At 47.5% G+C, this 829-nt stretch carries 1 pseudogene; it reads left to right on the top strand.

The features are described 5' to 3' along the window. Positions 1 to 829: pseudogene (locus BZJ21_RS16380) on the top strand (hypothetical protein); the annotation flags it as partial.

Raw genomic sequence — 829 nt, 5'->3', positions numbered from 1 at the left:
GGTTGTTGTGATTGATGAAGGCGAGGGCGCAGAGGTTGACATTACCCTTGAAGGCAGTTGCCAAGACGCAAAACCGACTTGCCCGAACGGCTATGTGACCGATAATGACGCCTTTGCGAAAGATTTATCGGTTGGACAAAACAGCGGGATTATGGTGCATTCCCCGCCCACCGAGGCGCATAAGCTGTGGAATGTCTTAATGTTGATGCTGGCGGAAGACGCACAAAATGTACTGCCTTATAAAACCTATCAGGTGTGTGTGACGCAATGTGATGGCCAGCCACAAGAAGAAACCCACCTTATCTATGACATACCCTTGATTGGTAGCATTGCTAAAGCCATCGTCGGTGTACTGTCGAATGACAATCTGTCTTTTAAGGTTTATCCCAAAGTCGTACTAAAAGGTGAACTAACGCTGTCCTACAAAAAAGAGACAGAAGAGAAATCGGATGAAGAGCGTTATGACGAGCGCACCGCGCGCTACGAGGAATATCTCAGAAACGGCGGCGCGGAAGCGCATGACAGCACCGAGATCCCCAAGGATGAAATCAAAGAGAAATTTTCGCTGGAGGGAAGCCTCTCGATCAAAGAAGGCAGCACGGAAACGAAGTTTGGCACCGGGTTAACGTACGAAAATAGCAACTATTTACACACACGTGACGTGCAAGATGAATTTGAAAATATACGCGACCAATTAAAACTCATCTCCAGCATTATCGACACCGTCGGTATGATCAAGTCAGGCATGTATAAAGACGCGGGGGCAGAAAAAATCAAGCTGGTCACTTGGGAATTTAAGCCTCCGGTGATCAAGTTAACGGGCAGTCAA

The sequence above is a fragment of the Salinivibrio costicola subsp. alcaliphilus genome (assembly GCF_001996185.1).
GTDB classification, from domain to species: domain Bacteria; phylum Pseudomonadota; class Gammaproteobacteria; order Enterobacterales; family Vibrionaceae; genus Salinivibrio; species Salinivibrio costicola.
Note: the sequence above shows the minus strand (reverse complement) of the source record. Positions and strands in the feature narration are given on the sequence as shown.